This is a genomic window from Haloplanus natans DSM 17983 (genome assembly GCF_000427685.1).
Classification (GTDB): domain Archaea; phylum Halobacteriota; class Halobacteria; order Halobacteriales; family Haloferacaceae; genus Haloplanus; species Haloplanus natans.
Genome location: NZ_KE386573.1, coordinates 986,422 through 1,008,646, shown reverse-complemented (window position 1 = coordinate 1,008,646; position 22,225 = coordinate 986,422). Strand labels below are relative to the sequence as shown.

Annotated in this window: 23 protein-coding genes, 1 tRNA gene and 1 pseudogene; 11 read left to right on the top strand and 14 right to left on the bottom strand. The window is 68.4% G+C overall.

Going from position 1 to position 22,225, the window contains the following annotated elements; translation table 11 throughout:
- Positions 1-44: 44 nt before the first annotated feature.
- The 4 genes from HALNA_RS07350 to HALNA_RS07335 all read left to right on the top strand — a co-directional run bounded on the left by HALNA_RS07350 (position 45) and on the right by HALNA_RS07335 (position 3,329).
- Positions 45-827, top strand: a complete 783-nt coding sequence (locus HALNA_RS07350) for a 2-keto-4-pentenoate hydratase (protein ID WP_049935743.1) — start codon at positions 45-47, stop codon at positions 825-827.
- A 43-nt stretch (positions 828-870) separates the two neighbouring features.
- The gene (locus tag HALNA_RS07345) at positions 871-1,488 is read left to right on the top strand and encodes a metal-dependent hydrolase (RefSeq protein ID WP_049935742.1); all 618 of its coding nucleotides are present in this window, start codon (positions 871-873) and stop codon (positions 1,486-1,488) included.
- 78 nt (positions 1,489-1,566) lie between these two features.
- On the top strand, positions 1,567-2,997 hold the full coding sequence (locus tag HALNA_RS07340; RefSeq protein WP_049935741.1) for a DASH family cryptochrome: 1,431 nt from the start codon (positions 1,567-1,569) through the stop codon (positions 2,995-2,997).
- Positions 2,994-3,329 carry a 2Fe-2S iron-sulfur cluster-binding protein gene (locus HALNA_RS07335; RefSeq protein ID WP_049935740.1) on the top strand — a complete coding sequence of 112 codons (336 nt, stop codon included), beginning with the start codon at positions 2,994-2,996 and terminating at the stop codon, positions 3,327-3,329. The genes HALNA_RS07340 and HALNA_RS07335 overlap by 4 nt, the downstream gene beginning before the upstream one ends.
- Before the next feature lie 7 nt (positions 3,330-3,336).
- Here HALNA_RS07335 and HALNA_RS07330 read toward each other — a convergent pair whose 3' ends face one another.
- Both HALNA_RS07330 and HALNA_RS07325 read right to left on the bottom strand, forming a co-directional pair.
- Positions 3,337-3,522, bottom strand: a complete 186-nt coding sequence (locus tag HALNA_RS07330; protein ID WP_049935739.1) for a hypothetical protein — start codon at positions 3,520-3,522, stop codon at positions 3,337-3,339.
- Positions 3,523-3,633: 111 nt separating this feature from the next.
- The gene (locus tag HALNA_RS07325) at positions 3,634-3,894 is read right to left on the bottom strand and encodes a hypothetical protein (protein WP_049938000.1); all 261 of its coding nucleotides are present in this window, start codon (positions 3,892-3,894) and stop codon (positions 3,634-3,636) included.
- 266 nt (positions 3,895-4,160) lie between these two features.
- Between HALNA_RS07325 and cmk the strand changes: the two genes are divergently transcribed.
- Positions 4,161-4,844 carry a (d)CMP kinase gene (gene cmk / locus HALNA_RS07320; protein ID WP_049935738.1) on the top strand — a complete coding sequence of 228 codons (684 nt, stop codon included), beginning with the start codon at positions 4,161-4,163 and terminating at the stop codon, positions 4,842-4,844.
- Here cmk and HALNA_RS07315 read toward each other — a convergent pair.
- Complete coding sequence (locus HALNA_RS07315; RefSeq protein WP_049935737.1) at positions 4,841-5,767, bottom strand: DMT family transporter; 927 nt, start codon at positions 5,765-5,767, stop codon at positions 4,841-4,843. The two genes, cmk and HALNA_RS07315, sit on opposite strands and share 4 nt — an antisense overlap.
- A 25-nt stretch (positions 5,768-5,792) precedes the next feature.
- On the bottom strand, positions 5,793-6,386 hold the full coding sequence (locus HALNA_RS07310) for a CBS domain-containing protein (RefSeq protein WP_049935736.1): 594 nt from the start codon (positions 6,384-6,386) through the stop codon (positions 5,793-5,795).
- Between the two features lie 73 nt (positions 6,387-6,459).
- Between HALNA_RS07310 and HALNA_RS07305 the strand changes: the two genes are divergently transcribed.
- Complete coding sequence (locus HALNA_RS07305) at positions 6,460-7,122, top strand: ribonuclease H family protein (protein WP_049935735.1); 663 nt, start codon at positions 6,460-6,462, stop codon at positions 7,120-7,122.
- Here the strand turns inward: HALNA_RS07305 and HALNA_RS07300 are convergent.
- Positions 7,119-7,892 (bottom strand): sulfite exporter TauE/SafE family protein, encoded by a 774-nt coding sequence (locus HALNA_RS07300; RefSeq protein WP_342665013.1) that lies wholly within the window; start codon positions 7,890-7,892, stop codon positions 7,119-7,121. The genes HALNA_RS07305 and HALNA_RS07300 overlap by 4 nt on opposite strands.
- A gap of 65 nt (positions 7,893-7,957) precedes the next feature.
- Complete coding sequence (locus HALNA_RS07295) at positions 7,958-10,216, bottom strand: NADP-dependent malic enzyme (RefSeq protein ID WP_049935734.1); 2,259 nt, start codon at positions 10,214-10,216, stop codon at positions 7,958-7,960.
- Between the two features lie 220 nt (positions 10,217-10,436).
- On the opposite strand from HALNA_RS07295, the gene HALNA_RS07290 reads away from it, so the two are divergent.
- Positions 10,437-11,237, top strand: coding sequence for a COX15/CtaA family protein (locus HALNA_RS07290; RefSeq protein ID WP_084510142.1), 801 nt, complete (start codon positions 10,437-10,439; stop codon positions 11,235-11,237).
- On the opposite strand, the gene HALNA_RS07285 is transcribed toward HALNA_RS07290, so the two are convergent.
- The 4 genes from HALNA_RS07285 to HALNA_RS07275 form a co-directional block, all read right to left on the bottom strand.
- Positions 11,234-12,301, bottom strand: a complete 1,068-nt coding sequence (locus HALNA_RS07285) for a zinc-binding dehydrogenase (protein WP_049935732.1) — start codon at positions 12,299-12,301, stop codon at positions 11,234-11,236. The two genes, HALNA_RS07290 and HALNA_RS07285, sit on opposite strands and share 4 nt — an antisense overlap.
- 37 nt (positions 12,302-12,338) lie before the next feature.
- Positions 12,339-13,784, bottom strand: a complete 1,446-nt coding sequence (locus HALNA_RS07280) for a replication factor C large subunit (RefSeq protein ID WP_049935731.1) — start codon at positions 13,782-13,784, stop codon at positions 12,339-12,341.
- A gap of 332 nt (positions 13,785-14,116) precedes the next feature.
- On the bottom strand, positions 14,117-14,245 hold the full coding sequence (locus HALNA_RS21350; RefSeq protein WP_281172105.1) for a hypothetical protein: 129 nt from the start codon (positions 14,243-14,245) through the stop codon (positions 14,117-14,119).
- 127 nt (positions 14,246-14,372) lie between these two features.
- Positions 14,373-14,530 (bottom strand) — tRNA-Met (locus HALNA_RS07275).
- A 170-nt stretch (positions 14,531-14,700) separates the two neighbouring features.
- Here HALNA_RS07275 and HALNA_RS07270 point away from each other — a divergent pair.
- On the top strand, positions 14,701-15,714 hold the full coding sequence (locus HALNA_RS07270) for a DUF7115 domain-containing protein (RefSeq protein ID WP_049935730.1): 1,014 nt from the start codon (positions 14,701-14,703) through the stop codon (positions 15,712-15,714).
- Here the strand turns inward: HALNA_RS07270 and HALNA_RS07265 are convergent.
- Positions 15,711-16,097, bottom strand: coding sequence for a DUF5830 family protein (locus HALNA_RS07265; RefSeq protein ID WP_049935728.1), 387 nt, complete (start codon positions 16,095-16,097; stop codon positions 15,711-15,713). The genes HALNA_RS07270 and HALNA_RS07265 overlap by 4 nt on opposite strands.
- A 77-nt stretch (positions 16,098-16,174) precedes the next feature.
- Between HALNA_RS07265 and HALNA_RS07260 the strand changes: the two genes are divergently transcribed.
- Together HALNA_RS07260 and HALNA_RS07255 are read left to right on the top strand one after the other, a co-directional pair.
- On the top strand, positions 16,175-16,804 hold the full coding sequence (locus HALNA_RS07260; RefSeq protein WP_049935727.1) for a TVP38/TMEM64 family protein: 630 nt from the start codon (positions 16,175-16,177) through the stop codon (positions 16,802-16,804).
- Between the two features lie 262 nt (positions 16,805-17,066).
- Entirely contained in the window at positions 17,067-17,438 is a 372-nt protein-coding gene (locus HALNA_RS07255; RefSeq protein WP_049937998.1) for a DoxX family protein, read from the top strand.
- Between the two features lie 19 nt (positions 17,439-17,457).
- Here HALNA_RS07255 and HALNA_RS07250 read toward each other — a convergent pair whose 3' ends face one another.
- Both HALNA_RS07250 and gpmI read right to left on the bottom strand, forming a co-directional pair.
- Entirely contained in the window at positions 17,458-17,703 is a 246-nt protein-coding gene (locus tag HALNA_RS07250; RefSeq protein ID WP_049937997.1) for a DUF7861 family protein, read from the bottom strand.
- A gap of 8 nt (positions 17,704-17,711) precedes the next feature.
- Positions 17,712-19,271 carry a 2,3-bisphosphoglycerate-independent phosphoglycerate mutase gene (gene gpmI / locus HALNA_RS07245; protein WP_049935726.1) on the bottom strand — a complete coding sequence of 520 codons (1,560 nt, stop codon included), beginning with the start codon at positions 19,269-19,271 and terminating at the stop codon, positions 17,712-17,714.
- A 96-nt stretch (positions 19,272-19,367) separates the two neighbouring features.
- Between gpmI and HALNA_RS07240 the strand changes: the two genes are divergently transcribed.
- On the top strand, positions 19,368-20,717 hold the full coding sequence (locus HALNA_RS07240; protein ID WP_049935725.1) for a putative ATP-dependent zinc protease: 1,350 nt from the start codon (positions 19,368-19,370) through the stop codon (positions 20,715-20,717).
- 45 nt (positions 20,718-20,762) lie between these two features.
- Here HALNA_RS07240 and HALNA_RS21610 read toward each other — a convergent pair.
- Positions 20,763-22,029: pseudogene (locus HALNA_RS21610) on the bottom strand (RNA-guided endonuclease InsQ/TnpB family protein).
- Positions 22,030-22,225 lie beyond the last annotated feature (196 nt).

The following is a 22,225-nucleotide window of genomic DNA, read 5'->3' as shown; positions in this document are numbered from 1 at the left end:
CGGCGACTCACTTTAGTCGACCGACGACGCAGACGGAGGCAAGAATGACCCGGACGATCGACGACGCGACGGTCGACGAACTCGGCGCCCGACTGTACGACGCCTACCGACGGGGGACGCCCCTCGATCCGGCGACGCTTCCCGACCTCACCGTCACCGACGGCTACGCGATCCAAGACGCCGTGACCGACCGCCGCGTCGACGACGAGGGGGCGGTCGTCGGCTACAAGGTCGGCTTCACCTCGGCGGCGATCCGGTCCGAACTGGGCGTCGACGAACCCGCCTACGGGCGCGTCCTCGCGGACACCGTCCGCCCGGAGGGGCGGGTCGACGCCGGCGACCTGATCGATCCGCGGATCGAGCCGGAGATCGCGGTCAAGCTATCGGCCCCGCTCGACCCGCCAGCGACGGCGGTCGACGCACTGGCGGCCATCGGCGCCGTCGTTCCCGTCATCGAAGTCGTCGACTCGCGGGTCGAGGGGTGGGAGGTGACGGCCGGGAGCGCCGTCGCGGACGACGCCCTCGGGGCGCGGGTGATCCACGGCAGCCGGATCACCGATCCGTCGGCGCTCGACCTCGCGCTCGAAGGCGCCGAAGTGCGCCGTAACGGCGAACGGGTCGCGACGGGCGTCGGCGCGGACGTACTCGGCTCGCCCGCCCGCGTCGTTGCGTGGCTAGCGGCGGCGCTCGCCGACCGGGGAGAACGGCTCGGTGCGGGCGACCTCGTCTCGACCGGCTCGCTCACCGAGCTGATCCCGTTCGAACCGGGCGACACCATCGAGGTGCGTTTCGCCTCGCTCGGCTCGGTGACTGCGTCGCGGGCGTGACCCGGGCGACAGCCTCAAGCCGATCACGGGCCGACGGACCACTATGCCATCGACGGTCGTCCACCTCGGCGTCGGCGCCGTCGTCGCCGCCGCGCTCCTGGGCGACGAGTTCGATCGCCGCGCCGTCGCCGTCGTCCTCGCCGCCACCGCGGTCCCCGATGTCGACACCTTCGCCGGCCTCTACATGGAGGGCGCCCATCGGGCACTGTTGCACACGCTTGTGTTACCCGTCGCCGCTGGCACCATCCTGGCCTACGACACCCGAATACGACCCGTCTCCCGGCTCCACGGCCGCTGGGGCCCACGCGGCGTTCGGGTGGCGTGGGTCGCGCTCGCGGGCCTCCTGATCGGCGGCATCCTCCCCGATCTGATGACCAACGGCGTCAACGCCTTCTACCCCTTCTACGACCGGTTTCTCACCGTCGACGGCGAACTCCTGCTGTCGAACCAGCGGGGCGTCGTGCAGACGTTCGTCGATCTGTCGGCCCAGCCCGAGCGGACGACGGAGAACACCCACTACTGGACGGGCGTCGATCCGACGCGGGGCGAGGAACCGACGAACGTCGAGCGGATCTTCCCCGTCGTCCGCTCGGGCTTCCAGTTGCTCGTGATCGTCCTCGGCGCGTTCACGCTCGGGGCGCGGTTCTGGGAGGAGCGATAGGCGGGCGGCGGCCGACCCCGCCGACACCGACGCGACGGACGCCGCGCTTTCATGTGACTCCAGCCATTACGACTCGCGATGGCTCCCGACGCCGACGCCGGCGGGACCACGCTCCTGTGGCTCCGCCGTGACCTCCGTTGCCACGACAATCCGGCCCTCGCCGCCGCCGCCGACGCCGACCGCCTGTTGCCCGTCTCCGTCGTCGACCCGGCGGGCTACGGCCCCGCCGACTTCGGCGGTCCCCGATCGTTCACCTACGAGAAGACGGGGAGTCACCGGACGCGGTTCCGACTCGACGCCCTCGACGACCTGCGTACCCGCTTGCGGGACCGCGGCAGCGACCTCGTCGTTCGGCGGGGCGACCCCGCCTCGGTCCTTTCGGACCTCGTAGATCGGGTGGACGCCGACGCCGTCCACGTCCACACGCGGCCGACGCCGGAGGAGCGGGCGGTCGAGGAACGCGTCGCTGGGGCCCTGTCGGCCCCGCTCGTCCGCCACTGGGGACACACGCTGTATCACCCGGACGACCTCCCGAGCGACGTATCGGGGATCGACGACACGTACACGCCGTTCCGGAAGTCGGTGGAGTCGTCGGCGTCGGTGCGGGCGCCGGCGCCGGTGCCGACGATTCCCGATCGGCCGGCGGTCGATCCCGGCGAGATACCCACCACGACCGATCTCGGCGTCGACTCCGAACCGGTCGACGACCGGACGGCGATGGCGTTCGAGGGGGGTGAGACCGCCGCGCTCGACCGCCTCGACGCGTATCTCTGGGAGACGGATTCGCTCCGGGAGTACAAGCAGACCCGGAACGGACTGGTCGGGCGGGACTACTCCTCGAAGTTCTCGCCGTGGCTGAACGAGGGCTGTCTCTCGCCCCGCCGGGTGAGCGCCGAGATAGACGCGTACGAGGAGCGTCGCGTCGAAAACGACTCGACGTACTGGCTCCGATTCGAACTGATCTGGCGCGACTTCTTCCAGTTCCAGTTCGCCAAACACGGCGGCACGTTCTTCACGCCGGGAGGCATCCGCCGACGAGAAATCGCGTGGCGGGACGACGAGACGGCGTTCGGCCGCTGGAAACGGGGCGAAACGGGGATCCCCTTCGTGGACGCGGGTATGCGGGAGTTGAACGCGACGGGTTACCTGTCGAACCGCGCGCGCCAGAACGTCGCCTCCTTCCTGGCGAACGACCTGCGGATCGACTGGCGAAAGGGCGCGGCGTACTTCGAGACGCGGCTGATCGACTACGACCCCGCGTCGAACTACGGCAACTGGGCGTACGTCGCGGGCGTCGGCAACGACTCCCGGAACCGCGCGTTCGACGTACTGTGGCAGGCCCACCGATACGACGCCGACGCCGCGTACGTACGGCGGTGGCTCCCCGAACTCGACGGACTGGCCCCCGACGTGGCCCACGAGCCGTGGACGCTCCCTGACGAGGAACGGGCACGGGTGAACTACCCGTCGCCGATGATCGATCCGGCGACGCTGTCCGGCGACGGATGAGCGACCGCTGTGACGTGGTGTACGTCAGGGTCGACGACGACGGCGAGGAGCACCTGTTGACCGCGCCGGCGGGGGCGACCCTTCGCGACGTGCTTCTCGACGCGGGACTCTCGCCGTACACCCGCGTCACCGAGCGACTGAACTGCGGCGGCCGGGGGTTGTGCGCGACGTGTGGCGTCCGGATCGACGCGGGACCGGCGCCCGAGCACTGGCACGACGCCCTCGCCGACCGATGGGGGTATCCGCGGCTCTCGTGTCAGGTGCGACTGGACGGGGACGTGCGGGTGCGTCTCGCGGAGAAAGTGGTCTGGGGGAATCGGGACCCGGAGTAGAGCGGGGTCAGACCGGGCGCCCCTCCATGTCCGTGCCGACGAGGTACGTGCCGAGGGTCAGAAGCGCCGCCGCGACGAGAGGGAGCATACCGACGATCCGGGTCGTCCCGGGAAAGACGGCGGGGAAAAACGCCACCGTTCCCACGATCATCAGGACGATACCGATCATGCCACGCTGCGTAAAGCCGAACATACGACACCGCTCGTGCCCCAGTCACATAATTGATTAGCTTTCGGTCGGGGTGGCGGGCCACCGAATCGTCGCGAGACGCGGTGACGACGGCGCCTCGAACCGCCGGCAGTATCACTGTCCGTACTCGTGGCCGAGGAGGAGGGCGACGACGTTCGCCAGAAGGAGGGCGAGAAACGCCGTGGTCTGCTGGCCGTCGAGGCCGCCGACGAGGAGGGGCAAGTAGAGGAAGGGCAACGCGACGGCGGCCCAGAACGCCAGAAAGCGGAGGGGAGCGACGACGACGGCGAGACTCAGGCGGACGAGCCGGGAGTCGACGAGTTCCTGTGGGCGGGGCAGTCGGTCGATGGGGGCGGTGGGGGACGAGTTCGACATCGGGGACACCTCGACCGAGGAATGAACGGCCGGCATCATATACCCCGCCGAGCGTTCCCGTCGTTTCGGGGGATTTCATGCACGCCGTGTTCGACGCGAGTGAGTTCACGACGTCCGCTGCGTGACGCTAACCTTTCATACTGCTCGTTCACTTTTTTATTCAAATTTCTAACCTAGAATCAATGTCGGCGACGGTACGGGACCGTTACCGACCGTGAACCGGTGTTCTCTTAACGCCGGTGTCGCGTACGTCATGACGAACGTTCATGTCGAATTCGAGCGCCACCACAGAGCGGCAAATCGACAGCAACCTGTTCATCACCGTCTCCGGGCCACCGGGATGTGGCGCGACGACGCTCACCGAGGGGCTGGCGGACGCGCTGAACTGCGGCTACGTCATCGGTGGCGACATCTTCCGGGACCTCGCGGAGGAGCGTGGCCTCTCCCTCCAGCAACTCATCGCGAAGGCCGAGGAGGACGACACGATCGACCGGGCGCTCGATCAGCGGCTCCGCCGGATCGCCGAGCAGTGGGGTGCGGCGAACAAGGCGTTCGTTCTCGAATCGCGGCTCGCCGGCTGGCTCGCGGGCAACCGGGCCGACCTGCGCGTCTGGCTCGACGCCCCGGAGGAGATCCGAATCGAGCGGCTCAGCGATTACGAGGTGAGCTACGAGATCGAACGGCCCGCCGAGCGCGAGGACGTGAGCCTCAAACACCTCGACGACGAGGAGGAGATCGGCCCGCTGCTGCGCGTCCGCGAGGTGAGCGAGGCCGGGCGCTACAAGAGCTACTACGGCATCGACGTCGAGGATCAGTCCTTCTACGATCTCTCGATCAACACCGGCCGGTGGGACGCCGACACCGTCCTCGAGATGGTGCTCACGGCCATCGAAGGCTACGACCCCGATACGGACGAGGGCGCCTTCACCACCCGCGACGTGACTCTTTAATCGCCCATCGCTCGGCGAAGCCGCGGGAGTTCGGCGCGGATCGCCCGCCGCTTGACCAGCAGGAAGCCGACGAAAATCAACAAGAAGCCAGCGGCGGTGGCGACGGAGAGTCCTTCCTGGAGGAAGAGCCATCCTGCGAGCGCCGCGAAGACGGGCGCGACGTAGGAGACGAGGTTGATCTCGACCGCGCCGAGTCGCTCCAGCAGGTCGAAGTAGATGAGAAAGCCGAGAGCGCTGGCCGCGAGCGAGAGGTACGCGAGCGCGAGCAGGCCCTCAACGGCGACGGTCACGCCCGCGAACGACTCGCCGAGCGCGAGCGAGATGGCGTGCATCAGGAGCGCCCCGCCAAGCATCGACCACGCCTCCATCGTCTCGATGGGGAGGCCCGCCTCGATCCGGCGGGTCAGCACGGAGCCGAGGGCGAAGGCGGTCGCGGCGCCGAAGACGAGCAGTTTCGCGACGACGCCGCCCGTGAGGACGGCGCCGGGGTCGGGCCGAGCGAGGACGACGACGCCGAGCAGGCCGAACGCGAGGCCGACGACGCCGGCGACGGTCAGGCGCTCGTCGGGGAGGAGGACGCGGGCAAAGCCCGTCGTCAACACGGGGCTGAGGCTGACGATGACGGCGGCGGCCGCGCTGGTCACCGCAGGGTCGGACTCGCCGAGAAAGAGCAGGACGTGGTAGCCGGCGATCAGGAGCGTCGAGCCGACGGCGACGAGCGCCCACTGGCCCCGGGTTCGGGGGAGTGGGTCGTCGACGGCCCACGCGGCGTAGGCGAGCATCAGGACGCCCGCCACGTCGTAGCGGATGGCCGCGAAGAGGACGGGCGGGAAGTAGTTCAGCCCGGCCTTGATCGCCATGAACGCCGAGCCCCAGATGGTCGCGAGGGCGAGAAAGAGGGCGAGGTTGCGGTAGCGGGACACGGCGACTATCGGCCCGACGCGGCACTCAACGTTTCGATTCGCGCCGTCGATCGCGGATCGCCCGCAACACGTCCTGTCGGGCGACGATGCCGACGAGTCGGCCGTCGTCGTCGGCCTCCGGCCGACTCTCCGAGGAGCCACGCTCCTCGCGCTCGACCACGGGCAGTCGGTTGATGTCGCGGTCGTCGTCGGCCAGCAAGTCGAGAATGGTGTCGAGGTCGGCGTCGGGCGTCACCGTCACCACGTCGGTCGTCATCACCTCGCTGATGGGTCGGTTGGCGTTCTTCGCGAGGTCGACACCGAGGTCGAGGTCGTCCCACGACACGTCGATGGCGTAGGTGAGCGTCTGGGTAAAGGGCGGGAGGCCGATGGGAAGCCACAGGGTGCGATCCTCGGTCTGGAACAGGTGGACCAGATCGTGTTGGGTGACGATGCCGACGACGGTGCCGTCGTCACCGGCCCCCGTCGGGTCGTCCGTGGAGCCGTGCTCCACGCCGTCGACGACGGGGAACCCGTTGAAGTCGGCACGCGCTAGCCGGCCGAGCACCTCGCTCACCTCGTCGTCGGGGGCGACGGTCTGTACGTCCGTCTCCATCAGATCACGGGCGGTCAGGGACATGGGGAAGCGGACGCTCGTCGGCGAGGTAGGTCTTGCGGGTGAGGCTTAAGTAATCCGACTGCAAAGACGGGGTATGGCCGTTCACGGCCGTTCGACGCTCCGGGATCTGTTCGACGACTCGCCCACCCCCCACATCGCGCATCCGCCGCGCACCCACCACCGACACTTCTACGTCGCTACCGACGGCTCCTATCGAGCCGACGGCGGAGGGCTCGGGGCGGTCATCGAGGCGCGCGACGGAACGCGGGTCGCCAGACTCGCGCTCCCCGACACACCGCCGGACAACAACGTCGCGGAGTATCGGGCGCTCCACCTCGGACTCGACGTACTCGCGGCACGGGCGCCGCCCCGGTCGCGCGTCGGCGTCCTCGTCGACCACGACGACCTCGCGGCGAACGTCAACCACGCCGTCCTGGCCGGAGGGCACCCGGACTGGGAACCGGGGCGACCGATCAGCGTCCCGTCCCGGAGCGAGTACCACTGGCGGGGCATCCGCGCCCGCATCGGCGACTTCGAGGAACTCCGGGCGGCGCGCATCGACAGCCGCGTCAACCCGGCGCATCCGCTCGCGAACGCGCCCGAACAGTACGTCCACGTCAACGGCGGCGGGGAACGGTGCGTGCTGCCGGACGCGGAGTACGGTCACGACCCCGGCCGGAAGCACGCGCAGTCCACCGACGACGCGACGGCCGAAATCCCGCCGCCGTCGCGGGCGGAACGACGCGCGAGCGACTAACCGCCGGCCGTCAGTTTGAGGCCGAGCACCGTCAACAGCGCGAGCGCCACGGCTCGTTTGGTCGCGTCGGGGATGGCGGGCCGGAGGCGTTTCCCTGCGGCGACGCCGACGAGGCCCGGCACGACGCCGAGGACCGACAGGACCGCCGCGTCGCCGCGGTAGAAGCCGAGCCACGCGGCCACACCGATCCGAAGGGCGGTGATACCCAGAAACACCGACGCCAGGACGCCGACGAACGTCCCGCGATCGAGGTCGCGGCTCCGGAGATACGCGACCACCTGGACGCCGACGTTGCTCGCGCCGAAGAGGACACCGGAGACGACGCCGAGGCCGACCTTCGCCCGCGTCGACTCCCCGAAACACCGCCGCCGGACGAACGACCGCCCGGGGACCGGCAGGCGGCGCTGCGAGACGGCGACGTATCCGAGGGTGAAGACGCCGAGGCCAACCGTCAGCGGCCGGATCGGGGTCCGGGCGAGAAGCGTCATGCCGACGACGGCGCCGACGACGGCCGCGAGGACGTACGGCCAGAAGCGCCGGGCGCAGGCCCGGAGGTCACCGGCCCGGAGTTCGGCCGCGAGCGAGGTGTTCGCCCCCAACAGCGGTAACAACATGACGACGACCGCGGTCCGGGGATCGAACGCGCTCGCGAGCGCCGCCGTTCCGACGGCCGCGAAGCCGAAGCCGTTGACGCCGGCGACCACCCCGCCGAGAAACAGGACGGTCGCCACCACGGCGACCGTCGACGGAGAGAGCACGATCGGAGCCACCGCTGTCGATTCACGCCCCGGAGTAAAAACGTCGCGCCGACCGTGCAAGCCGGTCGCCGAACCGACTACCCGTCGCGTTCCTGGGCGTCGACGACGGCCACGCCCGCGAGGTTGACGATGTCTTTCACCTCGTCGCCACGCTGGAGGACGTGGACGGGTTTGTCCATGCCGACGAGCATCGGGCCGATGGCGTCGGCGCCGCCGAGCCGTTGCAGGAGTTTGTAGCCGATGTTGCCCGCCTCCAGATTCGGGAAGATCAACACGTTCGCCGGCTCCGCCAGATCGGCGAAGTCGTACGTCCCAGTCAGGATATCCTCGACGACGGCGGTGTCTGCCTGCATCTCCCCGTCGACCGGGAAGTCGACCGCGGGGTCGTCACGGAGCAACTCGGCGGCCCGGCGGGGTTTGCGCGTCCCCGGGTTGTCGACGCTCCCGAAGTTCGAATACGAGAGGAACGCGGCGCGGGGGTCGACGTTGAACCGGCGGGCCAACTCGCCCGTGTGCCGGCCGATTTCGGCCAACTCTGCCGCACCGGGGTCCTGATTCACCGTCGCGTCCGCGACGAAGATGACGCGGTTACGGAAAGTGAGCAGGTAGACGCCGGCGGCGTACTCCGCGTCTTCGGCGGTGCCGATGACCTGCAGGGGCGGGCGGAGCGCCGAGGGGTAGTGATGCATCAGGCCAGTGAGCATCGCGTCGGCGTCGCCCATCTCGACCATCACGCTTCCGAGGTAGTTGCCGTCGCGGACGAGTTCGTTCGCCTCGCGGCGGGTGACGCCTTTCCGTTTCCGGAGTTCGTACAGCCGCTCCGCGTACGAGTCGAGTTCGTCGGCCGCGGGGTCGACGATCTCCGGATCGAAATCGAGGCCGAGGTCGTCCATCGTCTCCCAGATGCGTTCGCGGTCGCCGAGGAGGACGGGAACGGCGATGCCCTGATCCGTGATCTGGTAGGCGGCACGGATCATCTTCTCGTCGGTTCCCTCGGCGAGGACGACCCGTTTGGGGTCCGTCTTCGCCTTGTTGAGGACGACCCGCATCATCTCGCGGGACTTGCCCAGGCGGGCTTCGAGTTCCTCGCGATAGGTGCTGAGGTCGATAGACTTACGCGCCGCGCCGCTCTCGATGGCGGCCTGGGCAACGGCGGGAGCCACCTCGAACATCACCCGCGGGTCGACGGGTTTGGGGAGGATATACTCCGGGCCGAACTGGAGGGGCTGATCGCCGTACGCTTTCACCACGGCGTCGGGCACGTCCTTCCGGGCGAGGTCGGCGAGGGCGCGGGCCGCGGCGACTTTCATCTCCTCGTTGATCTCGGTGGCACGCACGTCGAGGGCGCCCCGGAATATGAAGGGGAAGCCGAGGACGTTGTTCACCTGGTTCGGGAAGTCCGACCGCCCGGTGCCGACGACGACGGTGTCGTCGCGGGCCGCCTTGGCCTCGTGGTAGTCGATTTCGGGTTCGGGGTTCGCCATGGCGAAGATGATCGGGTTCTCGGCCATCGACGCCACCATCTCCGGGCTGACGATGCCGCCGACGGAGAGGCCGACGAACACGTCGGTTCCGGTCATGGCGTCGGCGAGGCCGCCCGCCGCGCGGTCCTGTGCGAACCGGGCCTTGTACTCGTTGAGTTCGCCCGCCTCGACCCGGTCGGTCGTGATGATGCCCGAGGAGTCACACATCGTGACGTTCTCGCGGGCGACGCCGAGGGAGACGAGGAACTCGGCGGTGGCGATGGCGCTCGCACCGGCGCCGGAAATCGTCACCGAGAGGGCTTCGAGGTCCTTGTCCACGATGTCGGCGGCGTTGACGAGACCGGCGCCGATGATGATGGCGGTGCCGTGCTGGTCGTCGTGGAAGACGGGGATCGACATCTCCTCGCGGAGGCGCTCCTCGATTTCGAAGCAGTCGGGCGCCTTGATGTCCTCCAAGTTGATCCCGCCGAAGGTGGGTTCCATCGCCTTCGTCGCCGTGACGATGTCCGCCGGGTCGTCGAAGTCGAGTTCGATGTCGAAGACGTCGATGTCGGCAAAGCGTTTGAACAACACGCCTTTGCCCTCCATGACGGGTTTCGAGGCCTGCGCGCCGATGTTGCCGAGGCCGAGGACGGCCGAGCCGTTGGAGATGACGCCCACGAGGTTCCCCTTCGACGTGTACTCGTAGGCGAGGTCGGGGTTCTCGTGGATGTCGGAACAGGGGGCGGCCACGCCGGGGGAGTACGCCAGACTCAGATCCCGCTGTGTGTTCGTCGGCTTCGTCGTCGAAATCTCGATTTTGCCGGGAGGGTCCTGTCGATGGTACTCCCTGGCGTCGTCGTCGAGTCCCATAACCGCGACCACAAGGGGGGTGAATAAAAAGCTATCCGTGGCACGTCGACCATGATATTCGACGGATGACGAAGTGGCCGGCGTCGGCGTATATCAACGCTCGGCCGGTTCCCACGCGCGGGGTGGTTCGGACAGGTCTAAGTACGCACGGTCCCGAACCGCGCGTATGAGCCTTCGCGACCGGGTTACGTTCCCGCGCTTCGCCACGTTCACGACGGGGTTGACGCTCTCGCTCGTCATGCTCGGCGTCTACACCGCCGCGACGGGGTCGGGGCTGGCCTGCTCGGCCCAGTGGCCGCTCTGTGATAACGGCCTCCTGCCCCAGACAATCCCGAGTTTCATCGAGTGGTTCCACCGCCTCGTCGCCATGATCACGGGGTGGTTCATCGTCGGCACCGCGATCTGGTCGTGGCGGCGGCCAGGGACGGGGACGCGACTCACCGCGACGCTCGCGGTCCTCCTCCTGCCGCTCCAGATCAGCATCGGCGCCGTGACCGTCACGCTGAACGGGATGCTCCCGGCGGGCTACTCCCCGCCGACCCAGGGCGCCCACCTCGTCGTCGCGCTGACCATCTTCTCGCTGCTCGTGTGGACGGCCCTGTCGGCGCGGGCGGGCGGCGACCCGTCGCTGCCTCGCGTCCGCCGCGCGCTCTTTGTCGCCCTCGGCGCCGTCGTCGTGAGCGCCCTCGCCAGCCGCGCCTTCACGCCGACGCCGTACGGCCCGGCCGGACAGGCAGCCTTCTACGGGGCGTCGCTGTTCGCCGTCGCCGCACTCATCGCGGCGACCCGGTGGCTCGCGGCCTCCGCCGTCCCGCGGCTCCGGTTCGCGACCGGTGGGGCACTCGCCGCCCTCTTCGCCGGGATGCTCCTCGGCCGTGACCTCGTGTTCTACACGCCGACCGTCCGCGTCGTCAACGCCTCCTTCTTCCTGCTCGCCGCCGCCCTCGTCGTCGGCGCCGCCGTCCTCGCCGGACGGGCGCGTGGCGACGAGCGAACCGGACCCGTGGTGAGTTCCGACTAGAACTCGGTGACGACTTCCACGCCCGTCGTCTCGTAGTTCGTCATCGCCGCGAGCCGTTCCGGCACCTCGGCAAGCGACACTTCGCGGCGGACGAGCCGACCGGGTTCGATCGATCCCGACTCCAGCAGACGAAGCAGTTCGTCGTAGCGCGTCGGCGGCATCCCGCGTGCGCCCTTGAAGTCGGCCTCCATCATCGCCATCCGTTCGACGGGCAGGGCCACCTCGCCGCGCTCCTCGTCGGTCGTCAGCCCGACCTGAACGTGGGTGCCGCGGCGACGCAAGGAGAACACCGAGTTGCGACACGTCTCGGCCACACCGAGGGCGTCGACGGAGACGTGGGCGCCGCCGTCGGTCTCGGTACGGACGGCGCCGGTGACGGCCCGCCCGTCTTTCCCCTCGGCGTTCACCACCGCGTCGGCACCCAGATCCGCGGCGAGGTCGAGGGCCGCGTCGCGGATGTCGACCGCGACGACCCGCGCGCCGAGGGCGTCGGCGATGTGGACCGTCGAGAGCCCCACGCCGCCACAGCCGTGAACGGCCACCCAGTCGCCCGCACCGACCTCGCCGCGGGCGGTCAGGGCGTGAAAGGCGGTCATGAACCGGCAGCCAAGCGCCGCCATATCGCGGGCCGAGACGCCGTCGGGGAGGTGCATGGCGTTGTAGTCGGCGTAGGGGACGTGCACCTGTTCGGCGAAGGCACCCTGGGCCTCCTGCTGGAAACCGAGGGCGAGGCCGTCTTCACAGACGTTGCCGTGACCGCTCAGACACTGCGGACACGAGCCGTCGCCGAGGTTGAAGGGGACGGCGACGCGGTCCCCCTCGACGACGCGTTCGACCCGGTCGCCGACGGCGACGACGCGACCGGCGGGTTCGTGGCCGAGGATCTGGCCGTCGGCGACCGTGTCGCCGACCCATTCGCCGTGGCCCTGCCACGCGTGCCAGTCGCTCCGGCAGACGCCGCAGGCCTCGACGTCGACGACGACGCCGTGAGGGGCGGGTTCGGGCGTCGCGACGTCGGTGATCTCCAGCGGTTCGCCGTGTTCCCGGAGGACTGCGGCTCGCATACCGGACGCCACGCCGCGACGGGACAAAAAGGATTGCTCACATGAAATCCGAGAGTCCCGACTGGCCGTCGTCGGCGTCCGCGTCGGCGTCGGCGTCCGCGTCTCCACCCGTCTCGGTCGCCGCATCTTCACCCGTCTCGCCAGCGTCCGCCCCGTCGGCATCGTCGATGTCGACGCTCGACAGATCGCCGCCGAACGCCCCCGAGTGCTCCTCCATCTCCGATTCGCGCAGTTCCTGAGCGTCGGCGACGATGGACTCGACCTTGTTCGTCGTCTCGCCGCTCCCCGTCACGAACGAGACTGCCGCCTCGTCCAGGTCGTAGTGGGCGGCCATCGCCACCGTCAACTCGCGGGGTTTGCAGTGGTGGGTCATCGCCGCGAGGAAGGGAAGCACCTCGCGCCGGGCGGTCGCCATGCTGAATCCGCCGTTCTCGGCCACCTTACGGACCACCTCGTCGGCCGTCGAGTCGGAGGACGGCCAGAACTGCGGCCGGTTGAAGCGCGTCCACCCGCCCTTCGATCCGTCGCGGGCCGACGCCACACCGCCGGCGAGGGCGTCGGTCGCGTACCGCCAGTAGCCGTACTCCTGGCTGGCGCGCACCCGGCCTAGCCACCGATCGGCGTCCGCGAGATGGCCGTACGCCCGCGCGAGTTCCGGCCCCTCGTACACCTTCGTGACGTTCTCGGCGATCCACTTCGTCAGATCGTCCGGCGTCTCGTCGACGCGGTACGCCGACCCGATCGCCTCCTCGGCGGACTCCTCTTTCAACACCGCATCGAGGAAGGGAAAGACGCCGAGGCTGCGGTCGCGGTCGCCCGTCACCACGTCGTCGACTGTCAGACGCTCGCCGTCCTCGGCGGCCGCCTGCAGGTCGTTCACCGCCGAGCGGAGGTCACCGTCGTTCGTCTCGGCGAGACGGTCGAGGGCGTCGGCCTCGAACTCGATGCCCTCGCGCCGGCAGATGTCGCGGAGGACGGGGACGATAGAGCGGGCCGACACGTCGCGGAACTCGATCTCCTGACAGGCGTTGCGCAGGCCGCGACTCATGTCGTAGTAGTCGTTGGCGATCAGGACGATCGGCTGGTCGGCGTCTTTCACCACGCGCGTGACCGCGCTCGCGCCCCCGCGATCATAGTTGCCGTGGATGTTGTCGGCCTCGTCGAGGATCACGAGCTGGCCGCCGCTCGTGCCGCCGGTCGACCCGACGAGCGTCTCGTTTTTCGCCGCACGTCCGGCGAACCGCTCGATCACGTCGGCCGTCCGCTGGTCGGAGGCGTTGAGTTCGACCGTCTCCCACCCCATGTCCGCCGCGAGCGCGTGGGCCGCGGAGGTCTTCCCGACGCCCGGGCTACCGTGGACGACGACGGCCTCGCGGTGGTCGTCCCACGTCTCCGCCCACTCCGCCAGCGCGTCGCGGGCCTTGTCGTTGCCCCGGACCGCCGACAGCGTCGACGGGCGGTACTTCTCCGTCCAGTCTACCATTACCGGAGGATGGCGCGAGGCGCGTTTAGTGGTTGCGGAGCCACCCGGTATCGCCAGTGCGGCGTCGGAACTGCGCGGCGATGGCAGCCACACGCTTATAATCACGGCTCGACAAGCGATGGACGGCCGCGGCCCACATCCCCCCACCCTCAGCTGGTACCCCCAGTTCGAACGCGATTCGCACGTCGTTCGGGGCCGCGGTTTCGTTTTCAAGTGCGGTCGGTCTCACGGAAGCAAGATGATGACGGCACTGTATCCCATCCCTGCTCGCGCCTCCCGTTCGGTCGGCGCTCCCTGAGGAAGGGGGCTTAGCGCCTACATTCAGCTAAGAGTCAGGGTAGCGCCGCGACGGCACAGCCCGCCATAGCGACGAACAGCAGAGTGATTGCGATAGCTTCGATCAGACACTCGGTCGGGGACAGCAACCGGAAGATATCCCGGGCGGTTAGTGCACGTTTCATGTACGATTTCGATCGAAATTACGGATTCGGTGTACTAAGTCCCGCCCCTAATATAGATATTAAGAATATATACTGGCCCCCACACCGGGACGTGGCAGCGTCGCTACCGGGAGTGAGAACAACGGAATGCCCGGGGTGGGCTCCGAACCCACGATCTCCGCATGTCCCAGGTACGAGGCTCGGCGGGCCCCGAGGGAATGGGAGGCTTCCAAGGCCGAGGTGTATCCGCACCGAAGCTCGAATACCCTATGAGTGCGGCGCTATGTCCAGCTAAGCCACCCGGGCGCAGTAAGTCGTAGGCAAATGCCGCCCTTGAAGCTTCCCATATCGGTCCACCCTCCCGGAGTCGTGCTGTCGACGGGAACCGGTTCGGGCGAGTCCTCACCCGGGCTGGGGACTATTTTCACCGACGTACAGCCGGCAGTATTATCATCGACGGCGGGAACAGTCCCCGCATGAGTCTGCCGGATATCGTCCAGTCCGCACTCGACGGAGAGTCCGTGGCGGCGCGCGTGGGACTCGGCGGTGACGACCTGCTCCTCGTGACGCCGACGCGGACCATCGTCTACCGGGCGGAGGGGCTCCTCTCAGACGAGGCGGTCGAGGAGTACCCCCACGACGCCGAACACGTCGGCGTCTCCGAGGGTCGACGCAAGGCCAAGGTCACCCTCGACTACGGACTCGACGGCGAGCGAACGTTCTCGGTGCCGACGAAACAGCTGGATCAGGTGCTCCATCCGGTGCTCGCGGGCGTCTTCAACGCCCGGGGAATCACCGACCCCGGCGAGACGGTCAAACAGACCTTCCGGTTCAGCGAACTGACCATCGTCATCACGAGCGACCGCCTCGTCCGGCACATCGGCGCCCCCGTCTGGGACGAGGAGTACGAGGAGTACCACTACGACGACGTGACCGACCTCGATTTCGAGGAGGGAAGCGTCGCCACGTCCGTCGTGATCACGGTCGACGGCCGCCAGGAGCGGTTCAAGACGCCGAACGACCGGGCGCGGGCGGTTCGCGAAGCGCTCGTCGGCGCGGTCTGTACGTACCACGGCGTCGACGACCTCGAGGAACTGCGTGCGGCCGCTGCCCGGACGGAGACGGGGGAGGACGACGCGGACGGCGCGGACGACGCGGACGGCGACGGAACGGTGTCGTTCGGCGACGGTCCAGATCCGCTGGATACGAGCGGCGTCGACGGCGACATCGAGGCGAGCGACGAGGGCGACACGGAGCAGGCCACGGCCGAGAGGACACGACCCCGAGAACGCGACCGGGGTGTGCCGGCGGACGACCGCGACGGCGGCTTCGGCGACTCCGGCTTCGAGTCGGTGGGCGTCGTCGACGACGACACTGTCGCCGAAGAACTGGCCGAACTCCGGACGCTCGTCGAGGCACAGAACGAACGCCTCGAACGGCAGGAGCGGACGATCCAGCAACTGATCGAGGAGCTTCGGCAGGGCCGCTAGTCCCGACCGAGCAGTTTTCGCACGCAAGAGGAGCCGAAGGGGCCGAGTTCGCCGGACTCGAACCGGACGAAGTGGCCGGTCGAGAGCGACGCGCCACAGCGCCGGCAGTCGAAGTCGCCCTCGCGCTCGACGACCTGGCGCTCGAAGCGGACGAAGTCGCCGGTGCGTCGCAGTCGGAGCCGGTCCGCGTCCCGCTCGACGATCCCTCTGAGTTCGGCTTCGTCGAGAATCGTCCGGACGAGCGTCGGATCGGTCGTCACCGTCTCGATGCGGTCGACGGCCGCCGACAGCGCCAGATCGTCGCGTTCGAGGGCCGAGAGCAGGTCGAGGGCGAGTTCGACCCGGTCGTCGCGCGCGCTCGCCCGCCGCGTGTCGTCGGTCACGGTCCGGCGTTCGCGGCGGGTGCCTATCAATCCTCCCGAAGCGCAAACCGTTTCCACCGCGGCGACGAGCGACGACCATGGATCGGCGCGCACGACTCCTCGCCGGCGGTGGCCTCGTCGCCGTCGTCGTCGCTCTCGCCGCCCTCACCTCGCCGGCGACGGTCCTCGACCGGCTGGCGTGGGTCGCTGCCGACCCCCGCCGCCTGACCCTCGCGCTCGTCCTCGTCGCCGTCGTCCGGCCGCTGTTCGCGTGGCCGACGACGCTGCTCGCCGTCGCCGCGGGCTACGGACTCGGTCTCCGAGCCTTTCCGCTCGCGCTCGCGCTGGTGGTCGTGACGAGTCTCCCGCCGTACTGGGTGGCGGGGCTGGGCGCCGGCGACGGTGCCGTCACGGCGGCGGGGGAGCGACTGGTCGACGAGACGGGTGCCCTCCGGAGCGTCGTCGGCAGCCGCCTCCTGCCCCTGCCCTCGGACGTGGTGTCCGCCGGCGCCGGCGTCGCGGGCGTCCCGCTCCGGACCTTCGCGTTGGGAACGGCCATCGGCGAGGTGCCGTGGGTGGCGGCGGGTGTCGTCGCCGGCGACTCGTTCGTCGCGCTGTCGACGGCGTCGCTCTCGGCGGCGATGGATCTCCGCGTGGTCGTCGGGGCCGCGATACTCGCCGCGCTGGCCTTCGCCGGGCCGGCCTACCGGCTCTACGCCAGCCGGTGAGTTCGACGAAACCCGCGGCGGTTCGAGCCGGTGGACGGGAGGCACGAACGGATCACGCGGCAACCCCGAGGATCTATTGATCAGTTGCGAATCCCGGGGGTCACTGTCCCTCCTGCACTGACCGCGACTATAGCGGAGTGTATCACTTGCCGAGGATTTCGACGGAGCCGAAGAGGGCGAAGCTACTTCATCGCACGGGCGATATCGACGGACGGTGACCGAGACGTTGCTGCGACGGGTCAAACGCCCGTTGCTCTACCTGATGGGGCCGCTGTACGTCGTCGCCGGAGCCTTACACTTCGTCGTACCGGAACTGTACGTCCTGATCGTCCCGCCGATCCTCCCGGCGCGGCTCGCGCTCGTGTACCTCTCCGGGCTCGCGGAAATCGCCGTCGGCGTCGGCGTCCTGCTCCCGCGAACGCGACGGCTGGCGGCGTGGGCGACGGTCGCCCTACTCGTCGCCGTCTTTCCGGCGAACGTCTACATGGCAACTTCCGGCGTCGTCGTGGCGGGACTGCCGGGCGGCGGCGATCCGTCCGCCCTCGTTCGCTGGGGACGGCTGCCGCTGCAGGCCGTGCTGATCCTCTGGGCGGCCTGGTACACGCGACCGGTACCCGAAACGGATCGACGGTGAGCGCCGTGGCGGCGGTGGCTCAGCCGCCACGCTGCCGATACCAGACTCGCTCGCCGACCGGCGACGCCCCGTCGGCGATATCCAGCCGCGACAGGAAGAGGTCGCGGATCGCGAACGTGACGACGAGTTCGACCGAGGCACCGTCGGCCGCCTCGACGGTGACGACGCAGTGACCGTCGCGTTCGGTGATCGACTCGATACGCCCCGTCGACCACCGGTCGCGGTCGTGGGTGGGCTGGCGTGCGTGGATGCGGTCGTGGTTCATCGAGACGATCACTCCAGCAGCGACTCGCCGGTCATCGCCGCCGGCGTCTCGACGCCGACGAGTTCGAGGAGGGTCGGCGCCACGTCACACAGCGAGCCGCCGTGTCGGATTCGCCGGCCACCGGACGGGTCCGATCCGGGCGCGAGGTAGACCACCGGCACCGGGTTGGCGGTGTGGGCGGTGTGGGGGTCCGCCGCCGTCCCCATATCGTCGGCGTTGCCGTGGTCGGCGGTGACGAGGACGTGTCCCCCGGCGGCGTGGACGGCGTCGACCAGCCGGGCGAGTTGCGCGTCGACGGCTTCCACCGCCGCGACGGCCGCCTCGAAGTCGCCCGTGTGGCCCACCATGTCCGGGTTGGCGTAGTTGACCACCAGCACGTCGGGGTCGTCGCGCTCGATGTCGTCTACGGCGGCGTCGGTCACCGCGGCGGCGCTCATCTCCGGCTGCCGATCGTAGGTGGGCACGTCGGGGCTCTCGACGATATGTCGATGCTCCCCGTCGAACTCCACCTCGCGCCCGCCGTTGAGGAAGTAGGTGACGTGGGCGTACTTCTCGGATTCGGCGATGCGCGACTGCGTCTTGCCGGCGCGGGCGAGCGTCTCGCCGAGCGTATCGGGGAGGTCGAGTGGCGGGAAGGCAACCGGGAAGTCGAAGCGCTCGTCGTACTCGGTCATCGTGACGAGGTGGATATCCGGTGGCCTGGTGTCGGCGTCCCACGTCGGCTCGAAACCGGTCAGCATCCGAACGAGCTGTCGGGCACGGTCGGCGCGGAAGTTGACGAAAACGACGGCGTCGCCGTCTTCGAGTGCCGGCCCGCCGGTGACGAGCGTCGGCTCGACGAACTCGTCGGTTTCGCCGCGGTCGTAGGCGGCCTCGACGGCGGCGACGGCCGAGTCGGCCGTGTGGTCGGCCTCGCGATCGACGATGGCGTCGTAGGCACGTTTCGTCCGCGCCCAGTTCTCGTCGCGGTCCATCGCGTAGTAGCGGCCGATGACGGTCGCCACGTCGCCGGTGCCGTACTCGTCGACGACGGACGCCAGGTCGGCGAGGGCGTCGGCGCCGGCGGTCGGCGGCGTGTCGCGGCCGTCGGTGAAGGCGTGGGTGACCGCCTCGACGTCGTGCTCGGCCGCGAGGGCGATCAGCGCGTGGCAGTGGCGCTGGTGGGAGTGGACCCCGCCGGCGCTGACGAGGCCCGCGAGGTGGAGGCGGCCGCCCGTCTTCGCGACGCGTTCGACCGCACCGCGGAGGGCGTCGTTCTCGAAGAACGAGCCACGCTCGATGGCGTCGTCGGACCGCGTCCGACTGCTCGTCGAGCCACGCTCGATGGCGTCGTCGATGCGCGCGAGCGGCTGCGGGACGACCCGCCCGGCGCCGATGTTGAGATGACCGACTTCGCTGTTGCCCATCTGTCCGTCGGGGAGGCCGACGCGTCGGCCGGAGACGTCGAGCGTACCCGAGGCGCCCGTAGCGAGAAAGCGATCGAAGGTCGGCGTGTCGGCGGCCGAGACGGCGTTCCGACCGGGGCCGTCGAGTCCCCAGCCGTCGAGGATGACCAGCGCGGCGTCCATGCCCTGAGCGACGCCGTGGGCCGTTAACTACCTGTTGCATCGCCCCGCGCACGGCTCATCGGCACGCATTTGAACGATGCTCCGGAACACGATCCTATGACAGCCGACGACGAGGGATCAGTCCGTGTCGGGGTACTCTCCCTCCACAACAGCAAGGAGACAAAAGCGATCCTGAACGCGGTCGAGGACCTGGGCCACGAGCCGGTGTGGCTCCGCCGCGAGAACACGACCGTCAGCATCGAGGACAGCGAGGTGACGGTCGACCCGGACGTGGACGTGGTCGCCAACCGACTCCTTCTGTCGACGACGGGCGACCCCGCCGAACTGCTGGGGCTGGCGACGACGTTCAACCGCATCCGGCCGATGCTGAACGAACCGGACGCGGTGCTGACGGCGATCCACAAGTTCGCGACGGCGGCGACGCTCGCGGACTGGAACGTCCGCGTCCCGGACGCCTTCCTCGGGCTGTCAAACGAGCGACTCAACAGCGGCCGGGATCGCTTCGGCGACGTGGGCGTCTACAAGACGGCCATCGGCACCCACGGCGGCGGGACGTGGAAGATCGACCTCACGGAGCCGGTCAACCCGCGAGTCGGCAACCGACAGGCGTTCCTCCAGGACCTCGTCGAACGCGACGAGAACGAACACCGCGACCTCCGGGTGTACGTCGTCGACGATCGGATCGTAGGCGCGATGTACCGCTACGCCCCGGAGGGCGACTGGCGGACCAACGTCGCCCTCGGCGGCGACGTTGTCGACGCGAGCGGCGACCTCCCCGAGGTGGCTGCCGAGACGGCGCTGTACACCGCGGACGTGATGAATCTCGACTACGCCGGCGTCGACCTCATCGAGGGCGAGGAGGGCTGGTTCGTCCTCGAAGTCAACCCCACGGCGGGGTTCAAGGGGCTGTACGAGGCCACGGGGACGAGCCCCGCGCCCCACGTGGCGAAACTCGCCATCGAACGGGCCGGCGGGAGCGTCGACGAGGAGCGCGTGGAGAGCCTCGCGGCGACGCTCGACGACTCGACGCCGTCGTGCAAGCCGCGGATCACGCCCCCGGAACAGGAGGATCTCCCCGTCATCGGCTACATCGAGGACGTGATCGTCAGCGGGACGAGCGGCTCGAAACAGGTCAAGGCCAAATCCGACACGGGCGCGACCCGGACCAGCATCGACACGGGGCTCGCCGCCGACATCGGCGCCGGGCCGATCAAGAGCATGACGCGCGTGAAATCGGGGAGCGTCAAGTCGGGGAAGGCCCGGCCGGTCGTCGACCTCGTCATCGGCATCGGCGGCACCCAACACACCGTCACCGCGAGCGTCGAGGACCGGGGCCACATGGACTATCCCCTGTTGCTCGGGCGCGACGTGCTCGAACATTACCGCGTCGACGTGCGCCGGCGCGCCGACGACGAACGAAGCGACGGGGAACTGCTGGAGGAGTAAATTGCCCCGGGGTCAAGCCCCGAGGCTTTCGCGTGGACTCCCGCTCTATGCCTCAGCGGAGGCAGGGGGTATGTACTCCCTGCTTACGTTCAGCGTCCCGCGATTCAAGCGCACATCTACGGGTGCGCCTCCATCGTCTGCGTTTTGCCGACGACGGAGATACTGCAAACCGATGTTCTTGGAAGCGTTGTAGTCGGCGTGGTTCTCATACCCGCACTGCTGGCACTCGAACGAGTCCCCGTTCCGGTTATCGTCGTGGGTAAATCCACACGTCGAGCAACGCTTCGAAGTGTTTCGCGGGTCAGCCTGTACGGCCTCGATACCGTGTTCTTCGGCCTTGTATTCGACGTACTCGCAGAGGCGTCGGAACGCCCAGACGTGTTGCCACGTCGCTTCGGGAATGTTCTCCCGAATGTAGGTCAAGTCCTCGAACACGATGTGCGAACAGTCGTTCTCGACGGCTTCCTCGATAAGTTCGTTCGCCACTGTGTGCAGGTGTATCTCGAACCGTCCGTACTCTTTCTGTCCGACTGATTCGATGTTTTCGTGGGCGTGACGAGACCCACACTGTTGAAGCGAGCCACGACGTTTCCCGTACTCTCGTCGCCAATGGTTGAACTCGTCTGCCGACCAGAATCGCCCTGTCGAAGCGACGGCGAGGTTGTTGACGCCCAAGGACTGTTCTGTGCCTGGATTCAGATTCAGACGTTTCCTCGTCTACTTCGACATTCCGCATTGAGGCGTGGAGATACCAGTCACCGTCTCGATATTGTAAGTGTGCCATCCGAAACTCGAAGTCCTCGTCGGAGACGTATTTCGTCGGCGGTGTCTCCGAGTCGTCGGGGAGGATGTAATCGCACTCGACGCGCCCATCCACGGTCGAGAGGGAAACGTGGTCGCGGTGAAACGTTGCACTCCGCTTGTCGTAGACCGCGCTATCGGCAGAAAAGTGCGGTTGTGACGTGTTCTCACCACGTTCGAGACGTGAGACTCCGCTTTTGACGGCTTCGACTGCCCTGCGAATCCCTTTCTGGACGAGATTCGCGGTGAGGTCGGTTTCGTCGCGGAGTCGGTCGGAGAGGGCGCGTTCGGCTTTGGCTTTTGAGGTGACGTGGTAGCCGTCGTCGTCACCAGAAACGCGGCGCGTTTCTGGTTGGCAGCCAGATTTCTGCGGAATCTGACGGCGCCCGTGCCAGCACCATTCGCTCGCGGTGTTGGCGCAGTGTTTGAACTGCTCGACGGTCTCTCGAAGGGATGCGTCGGCTCCTTCGGGAGTATCGAGTTTGATGACGGCGGTACGACGGTATTCCACTGCGTTTTCACATATACAAGCGATGTCATTTATATAATCGGGAGTCGCCCCGCCATCGTAGTGTGGTTTGTGTTATTGATTGTCGGCTTCCTCCCCGACCTCAAGGGTCGGGGCATCCGCCTCGTACTGCCTGTGAGACCACGGCGGCCCTCGTGAAGTCACAGGGGTTTTGGGCCTCGTCCCGGTAGACGCGGGC